Annotated in this window: 8 protein-coding genes; 3 read left to right on the forward strand and 5 right to left on the reverse strand. The window is 61.3% G+C overall.

All coding sequences use genetic code 11. The features are described from left to right. The first annotated feature begins 288 nt into the window (after nucleotides 1–288). A complete protein-coding gene (locus DH10_RS01620; RefSeq protein WP_192244192.1) occupies nucleotides 289–750 on the forward strand; it encodes a phasin in 462 nt (153 codons plus the stop codon). Between the two features lie 185 nt (nucleotides 751–935). On the opposite strand, the gene DH10_RS01625 is transcribed toward DH10_RS01620, so the two are convergent. Together DH10_RS01625 and DH10_RS01630 are read right to left on the reverse strand one after the other, a co-directional pair. Beyond that, nucleotides 936–1,169, reverse strand: a complete 234-nt coding sequence (locus tag DH10_RS01625; protein WP_192244194.1) for a hypothetical protein — start codon at nucleotides 1,167–1,169, stop codon at nucleotides 936–938. Nucleotides 1,170–1,375: 206 nt separating this feature from the next. Then, nucleotides 1,376–1,555 (reverse strand): hypothetical protein, encoded by a 180-nt coding sequence (locus tag DH10_RS01630; RefSeq protein ID WP_140889221.1) that lies wholly within the window; start codon nucleotides 1,553–1,555, stop codon nucleotides 1,376–1,378. 132 nt (nucleotides 1,556–1,687) lie between these two features. On the opposite strand from DH10_RS01630, the gene DH10_RS01635 reads away from it, so the two are divergent. Continuing rightward, nucleotides 1,688–3,199 carry a CYTH and CHAD domain-containing protein gene (locus DH10_RS01635; protein WP_312891186.1) on the forward strand — a complete coding sequence of 504 codons (1,512 nt, stop codon included), beginning with the start codon at nucleotides 1,688–1,690 and terminating at the stop codon, nucleotides 3,197–3,199. Nucleotides 3,200–3,469: 270 nt separating this feature from the next. On the opposite strand, the gene DH10_RS01640 is transcribed toward DH10_RS01635, so the two are convergent. Together DH10_RS01640 and DH10_RS01645 are read right to left on the reverse strand one after the other, a co-directional pair. After that, entirely contained in the window at nucleotides 3,470–3,682 is a 213-nt protein-coding gene (locus tag DH10_RS01640) for a hypothetical protein (protein WP_192244196.1), read from the reverse strand. 23 nt (nucleotides 3,683–3,705) lie between these two features. After that, nucleotides 3,706–5,256 carry an acid phosphatase gene (locus tag DH10_RS01645; RefSeq protein ID WP_246505852.1) on the reverse strand — a complete coding sequence of 517 codons (1,551 nt, stop codon included), beginning with the start codon at nucleotides 5,254–5,256 and terminating at the stop codon, nucleotides 3,706–3,708. A gap of 144 nt (nucleotides 5,257–5,400) precedes the next feature. Between DH10_RS01645 and DH10_RS01650 the strand changes: the two genes are divergently transcribed. Beyond that, nucleotides 5,401–5,940, forward strand: a complete 540-nt coding sequence (locus DH10_RS01650; RefSeq protein WP_192384105.1) for an HdeD family acid-resistance protein — start codon at nucleotides 5,401–5,403, stop codon at nucleotides 5,938–5,940. Between the two features lie 67 nt (nucleotides 5,941–6,007). Here DH10_RS01650 and DH10_RS01655 read toward each other — a convergent pair. Next, a partial coding sequence (locus DH10_RS01655; protein ID WP_192384106.1) for a bifunctional riboflavin kinase/FAD synthetase occupies nucleotides 6,008–6,859 on the reverse strand: 852 nt, incomplete at its 5' end.

Here is a 6,859-nt window from a genome sequence, read left to right on the forward strand (position 1 = left end):
TAGAGGGCCGGCATCCGTAACCCTTCACAGAAGCGGACGTTTGCCACCAATTCTCTGACGACCGAAGTGGGCTGATAGCGGACTGGCTTCTTTCGGAGGAGTAATCGTAACCGCGGACGTTCAGATCCGCCTGAGGCGGTGAATTGCACGAAGCATCGTCAACGGGTCGCAACGGCACATTCGGTGTCGCGCGCAAATTCATGCCGGTTACATAAATCCGTTGCGACGGTCTCGTACATGATGGGGACGGCTTTGTTTTGAGGCAGTCCCTGGAAAAAGGATGGAAAAATGTCCAAGCTCCCCGGCAAGACCGAAACGATCGAAAATGTCGAATCCCCCGCCTTCGACCCGTCCAAAGCTACCGAGCAAGTTCGCGCTGTTGTCGACCAGGGCGTTGAGCAGTCGACGCAAGCGTTTTCCAAATTGAGTTCGGACGCCGAAACGACACAAAAGGCTCTTGAGTCGACCTTTGAAATGGCCAAGACCACCGGCAACGAAGTGTCCCTGAAGATGATTGCGGCTCTGAGAGACAATGCCGAAGCCGGCTTCGCGCACCTTGAGGCTCTGGTTGCCGCGAAGTCGCTGTCCGAGTGCATCGAACTGCAGACCGCTTTCCTTCACAAGCAGATCGAAAAATCCGCTGAACAGGCCAGAGGCCTTAAGGCCGCGATGATGAGAGCTGGCGAGGACATGTCCAAGCCGATCAAGGATGCCTTTGAGAAGGCTTTGAAGGAACGCAAGACTGCCTGATCGCCTCAGGCATCCGAGACCGAAGTCGTGCCTAGTCCCTGGGGTTTATTGCGCCGGTCTTCTTCCATTTGGTCGGACGGGCTTTGGCCGCCCGACCGCGTCGGAGTGATATCGCTGGTTTCTCAGCCCGTCCGCGATAAGTTGCAGAGTGTTCGGCAATCATTAGGACGCACGGGCTCGCCTCACTAAGCGTCGCCGCTCACTCGGCCTGCGATGGCGAATGCCTGTAGGTTTTTGACCTTTCCGTGATCCTGGTCGGCGTTAGCGATAATCGAAAAGAACGCCGCGCGGGCGATGTCTTTCTTTGACGCGTCCGGGTGTTCCCTCCTTGCCGCCTTCAATAGTTGTTTCGGCGTCATATCCGGCGTCACAATCCGCATCAGAGTGTCGCTGATCGTCCTTAATTCCGTTGCATCCATTGGGAAACTCCGTCCCTGGCTCCCCACTAACAATTTTAGCAGAGCGCCTTCGTTAGCTGAAACTAAATTCACGTTACAATGGGAGACGAGCCAGCGCGCGTTCCGGGCGGGTCGGCTGTCTCATTTAGGGCGAAAGCGCTTCGCCGCAACGGCGCAACCAGCCGGCCGGCCGGTGCCGCTCGGAATGGGGAAGCTGTTCCGACAGTTCAGTCTTCCTTCAAATCTTCAGCTTCGTCCTTGAGCTTGGTCCAGTCGGCACCATGCTTCCGCAACAAGGCGCGCGCCTGTTTCGGCGTGACGTCGGCAATTTCCGTCAGGTGCTCTACCTCCAGCTCTTGCCCCTTCACAACGCGGCTCGCCTTCTTCTTTTTTTCTTTGGTAGCCATCACATTTGTCCTTCTCTTGCATCATCGGGTGAACGAGGACCGAGAAGTGTGGTTCCGCTTCGCGCATTGTCGTGTGCCGGCTTGAGGTCCAGCCACAGTTGGTCGAGGCGGGCGGTTGTTTGTGACAGCTTTATGACGCACCATGCAGGTGGGGTCCCTTCGATTGCCGTGAAGCGAGGCGGCGCCGAGGACATCATGCAGGAAACGGAACTGAAGCTCGAGCTTTCGCAATCGGGTGCGCGGTCGCTCCTCAAGAAAAATCCGTTCGCATCCTCGCCCACCATTCTTCAGCAGAGATCCATCTATTTCGATACCTCCGGATGGGACCTGTCCAAGCGCGGCCTATCGTTTCGCATTCGGCAATCGGGAAATGAAAGGATACAGACCGTCAAAGTCGGCGATGGCGCCGCGGCCGGATCGTTCACACGCGAGGAATGGGAGCGACCGGTCGCCGGCGACACACCGGTACTTGACGATCCGCAGATCCGAGACCTGCTTGCAGGGGATGGCCCAAAGCTCGCGCCCTTGTTCGAGGTTCATGTCAAACGGCATCGTTGGAATGTGATCGATGGCGACGATACGGTCGAGGTCGCTCTGGATCTTGGCAAGGTCGTTGCAGCCGATCGCGAGGCGCCGGTCTGCGAGATCGAGTTGGAAAAGAAGGCGGGCTCACCGACAGCGCTGTTTGCGCTCGCCCGGAAAGTCGACCTGATCACGCCGGCGCATCTCGGCGTGCTGAGCAAAGCGGAACGGGGCTATCGTCTGCTTGGTTCGGCTCCTGGTGCCGTGAAATCCGCCGCGACCCCGCTCACTTCCGAGATGAGCGCGGCAACGGCTTTCGCGCGTATCGCAGCGGCATGTCTCAGACAGTTTCGGCTCAATGAAACGGCGCTCGGCTGGTCTCGCGATGCCGACGCCCTGCACCAGGCTCGCGTGTCGCTGCGACGGCTGCGCTCCCTATGCTCGATCTGCAAGTCGCTATTCGACGACAGCCGTTTTGACTACCTGCGAGAAGAATTGAAATGGCTCGCCTCGGAACTTGGCGATGCACGCAATATCGACGTGATGATCGGTCGCGCTTCCAGCGGGGCTCTTTCAAGCCGTCTTCAAGAATCGCGCGACGACGCCTATGCGGCGGTCGAAGCATCGTTCTCCTCAATACGCGCCCGCTCCCTGATGATCGATGTCACTGAGTGGATTTCCATCGGGGACTGGCGAACCCATTCGGACGAAATGTTGCACGAACAGTCGTCAAGGGATTTCGCCTCGGATGTATTTGATAAACTTTGGAAAAAGGTGGCGAAGGGCGGCAGCAATCTCATCGATGCCGATGACGAGACCCGCCATAAAGTGCGCATCGCCGCAAAGAAACTGCGCTATGCGGCCGAGTTCTTCGAGCCGCTTTACAACAGCAAGGCGGAAGCCAAACGCCATCGACGGTTCATCGAGGCGATGAAGGGCCTGCAGGATCATCTCGGCGAACTCAACGATATCGCTACCGCCCCCGATATGCTGGCAGCGCTGGAGCTTTCGGACGTGGCTGGTGCGAAGGATCTCTTCAGCGCCGACGACAAGTCCAAGCTTCTCAAGGATGCCGCGGAAGCACACGACGCCTTTGTCAATACCAGGCGCTTCTGGCGTTGAGGCAGCATGCAGAGGGAGCGACGAAGCTCCAATGCCCGCTTCTGGCGCAACCTCAGCGCAATCCGGGCAGTGTCCGCTAAGCGGCGAAGTCGCACCAGCGGAACGCAGCTGGGGACGTCGAGTTCGGACGCGGCGTACGACCGGACGTCGCTGCGTCCACCTCGTGACGTCTTTGGCGGCAAACAAGAGAAAGCGCGCTCTGTCACGCCACGGCGCGGCTTGGTGAAAATCCGTAACGAAGGCGGTAGCCGTAGGCGCGACGTCGTCGGATCAGGCGCCGCGCGGTGCGGCCGGCAGGTCCAGCAGCCTGGTCACCGCCTTGGCACCCTTGCCCGAAACGCGCGCCGATCCGTCGTCACTGACCTCCACCGTGGCGCCGTTGGAGAAGCTGAGGGACCAGCCGTCGCCTTTTGCACTACGGCGGCGGTCGGTGAGCTCGATGCCGTCGGCAGTGACCAGGGCGACAATCCTGTCGACGTCCATCTTCGTCCTCCGGATACGGCCCTTCAATTGAGGTCGAGCCCGCCGGTAAGATCGCCGAGCGGCGGCTCGCCATGCGCGGCCACGGCCTTGTCGCGCACCACGATGCCATGCAGTACAGGCAGTTCGAAGCGCTCGGTGATCAGGCGCAGGATCGACGTCGTGTCATAGGGCGTGTGATCGACATAGCCGTGTTTGGCGAAAGGCGAAATGATGATCGCGGGGATGCGCGTGCCCGGTCCCCAGCGGTCGCCCTTGGGCGGAGCGACATGATCCCAGATGCCGCCGTTCTCGTCATAGGTGACGACGACCAGCATATGCGGCCATTGCGGACTTTTCTCCAGATGGGCGACGACATCGGCTATATGGCGGTCGCCGGCCTGGATGTCGGCATAGCCGGAATGCTCGTTGAGATTGCCCTGCGGCTTGTAGAAGGAGACCTGCGGCAGGGCGCCGTCGTCGATGGCCTGGATGAAGCTCACGCCGCCGAGCCCCGCGTCGCGCAGATGCTCGCGCCTGGCCTCGGTGCCCGGAGCATAGTTGGCGTAGTAGTTGAACGGCTGGTGATGATACTGGAAATTCGGGGTCGGTGTGTGATTGCCGTGGTCGAGCGAGTATTGCCAGGCGCCCGAATACCACGCCCAGCTGACGTGCTTGAGACTGAGCATGTCGCCGATCGTCGGCTCCGTCTGTGGCGGCAATGTCGTCGGCTTGGCCGGATCCGCCATGCGCGGATCGCCGCCAGGCGCCGGATCGTTGCCGCTCGGCTGGTAAGGCGGCTGCATCGTGTTGACCGCATAGAAATCCGGCGTCAGATTGCCGTCGGAGACGAATTTCGGGATACCGTCGCGCGCCGATTTCGGCGAATTGTCCGCGATCTTCAGCGCTGTGCCGCTATCGTCCGTCACCGAGATCGACGGCTTGGCCGGGTTCTTGTCGGCATCGGGGTAATAAGGCGCGCAGGCGCAGACCAGCCACTGGTGATTGAAGAAAGAGCCGCCGAAGCCGCCCATGAAGAAATGGTCGGCCAGCACGTATTTCTGCGCGACCGCCCACATGTCGGTCTTGGAGGCGTCCCAGTTGCTCATCGGCATGGCGCCTGAATCGGCCCAGGCGACGAACATGTCGTTCTTGCCGCCGTTGATCTGCATCTGGTTCTGATAGTAACGGTGCCATAGATCGTGCGTTGCGACGCTGAGCGGAACGTTGAAACCTTTCGCGTCGTTCACGGTGAAGGGCTCGTTTGGAAGGTGCTCCGTCATCGCCTGCGTCACCGGCGGCGTGACGCCCTTGGCGGTCAGTCCGTCCCAGACCGGCGGCAATTCGGACAGCACCGAGCCGTCGCGGTCACGCTGCTCTAGGCTTTCCTTGCTCGCCTTGTCGATGCCCTCGGCACCGGGGAAATGGCCATAGAGATTATCGAACGCGCGGTTCTCGGCGAAGATGACGACCACCGTTTCTATCTTGGCGATGCCGTCCGGCGGATCGCCGGGCTGCGCCGCGAAAGCGGGAGCCGAAGCGGCAGTGCACAGAGCGAGAGTCGAGGAAAACAGGGCGAGCCCAGAAGATCGCTTCATCGCCATACCTCCCTAGCGCAAAATGAAATGACACCAGCTTCGGTGCATCTTGGCAATAGCCACCGCGCTGGACGGGTAATGCCATTGGGATTACCTTTCCTTCAACCGCAGGATGCGCGGCCAGATCTGGAGGGAGATGCGACCATGACCTTGCAAGATGCGATCGGACGGACGCGCGACAAATGGGGATGGTTCGTGGCACTCGGCGTGCTGCTCCTGATTTTCGGCGGCATCGCCTTCGGCAATCTGTTCATCGCCACCGTCGCTTCGGTCTATGTCGTCGGCTGGCTGATGCTGATGGCCGGCGCCATCGAGATCATCCATGCTTTCGGGGTCAAGACCTGGGGGCGCTTCTTCTATTGGCTGGCGAGCGGCCTGCTCTACGCCGTCGCCGGCTTCTTCGCCTTCGACAACCCGTTGCTTGCCTCGGCGGTGCTGACGTTGCTGCTCGCCATCGCCCTCGTCGCTTCCGGGCTGCTGAGGGCGTGGGTCGCCTTCAATCACCGGCCGGAGCAAGGCTGGGGATGGCTGCTCGCGGCCGCCATCATCACAATCCTGCTTGGCCTGATCATCGCCATGGGCTGGCCGGTCAACAGCCTGTGGGTGCTCGGCATGTTCCTGGCCATCGACCTGATCTTCCAGGGCTGGAGCTTCATTGCCATCGGCCTGGCGCTGAAGAGGTAGCAGCCCGTCGGTTGTTTTTTACGCAATTCCGGACGGAAAACCGCTAAACACTTTTCCTGGAATTGCTCTAGAAGCAGATCGCGGCGTCCAGCTCGGAAAGCGGGCGAACGCCGGCGAGCAGCGCCCTCGCCTCGGCCTCGTCGAGCTTCATCTGCGCCACCAGCGCATCGAGCCCATCAAACTTCAGCTCGGGGCGCAGATAGCCGAAGAACGACACCTGGCAGATCTCGCCATAGAGATCGCCGGAGAAGTCGAAGACATAGGTTTCGAGCAGCGGCGCGCCATTGTCGTCGACGGTCGGGCGGCGCCCGAAGCTGGCGACGCCATCGTGAAGCGTGCCGTCGGCGCGGCGGAAGCGGACGGCGTAAATGCCTTCCTTCAGAGTGGCTTCCGGCGAAAGCCTCATGTTGGCGGTCGGGAAGCCAAGCGTGCGGCCGAGCTGCTGGCCGCCGATCACCTCGCTCTCGACGGTGAAGCGGTAGCCGAGCAGGCCGGCGGCCTCTGCTACCTCGCCTTCGCAAAGCAAAGCGCGAATGCGGCTCGACGAGACCACCTCGGCGCCCTCGTCGCGGAAGGCATCGACCAGCGTGACGCCGAAGCCGTGGCGCTCGCCGGCCGCCATCAGGAAGGCCGGGCCGCCCTGGCGGTCCTTGCCGAAGTGGAAGTCGAAGCCGGTGACGGCATGGCTGATGCCGAGCCTGTTTTCCAGCACATCGGTTACGAAAGCCTCGGCCGAGAGCGCGGCGAAGTCGCGTGTGAACGGCTGCTCGACGAGGGCGGCAAAGCCGAGCCTGGCCAGGAGCCGCGCCTTCATCGGCGGCGGCGTCAGCACGAAGAGCGGCACCTCCGGCCTGAATACCTTGCGCGGGTGCGGCTCGAAGGTGAGCACCAGGGCCGGCACGCCGCGGCGGCTGGCCTC

Source organism: Mesorhizobium silamurunense (assembly GCF_014843825.1).
In the GTDB taxonomy this organism is placed as follows: Bacteria; Pseudomonadota; Alphaproteobacteria; order Rhizobiales; family Rhizobiaceae; genus Mesorhizobium; species Mesorhizobium silamurunense.